Here is a 530-nt window from a genome sequence, read left to right as displayed (position 1 = left end):
GGTATGTCAAAGGTAAAAGCAGTATCTGGTGCAACAGGCTCCGACTTTGATGCCCTAAGGGAAAAGGCTCGTGAAATGGGGGCCAAGACCAAGTTCTCAGCATCTGAAGCGGCAGAGGCTATGAACTACATGGCTATGGCTGGTTGGAAAAGTAAAGATATGATTAGTGGTATTGAAGGAGTCATGAACCTTGCTGCAGCTAGTGGTGAGGATCTAGCTACTACTTCAGATATCGTTACAGATGCCCTTACAGCCTTTGGTTTAAAAGCTGAAGACTCTTCTCACTTTGCTGATGTTCTTGCTGCTGCATCATCTAATGCCAATACCAATGTTTCATTAATGGGTGAAACCTTCAAATATGCTGCACCTATTGCTGGGACACTTGGCTATTCAGTTGAAGATACAGCAGTAGCTATAGGTTTAATGGCTAACGCAGGAATAAAAGGCTCACAAGCAGGGACCGCTTTAAGGTCTGGACTAACAAGACTCGCATCACCAACTAAAGAAGTTATTAATGGAATGTCCATGTT

Annotated in this window: 1 protein-coding gene; it reads left to right on the top strand. The window is 43.8% G+C overall.

Annotated features, from left to right (window positions below; genetic code table 11):
* Positions 1–530: phage tail tape measure protein (locus tag PEPTYR26121_RS00010; RefSeq protein ID WP_180497987.1), on the top strand; the 530-nt coding region annotated here is incomplete at both ends.

This window comes from Aedoeadaptatus nemausensis (assembly GCF_903819165.1).
Taxonomy (GTDB): domain Bacteria; phylum Bacillota; class Clostridia; order Tissierellales; family Peptoniphilaceae; genus Aedoeadaptatus; species Aedoeadaptatus nemausensis.
The sequence above is the reverse complement of the archived record's forward strand: the minus strand, read 5'-3'. Positions and strand labels throughout refer to the sequence as shown.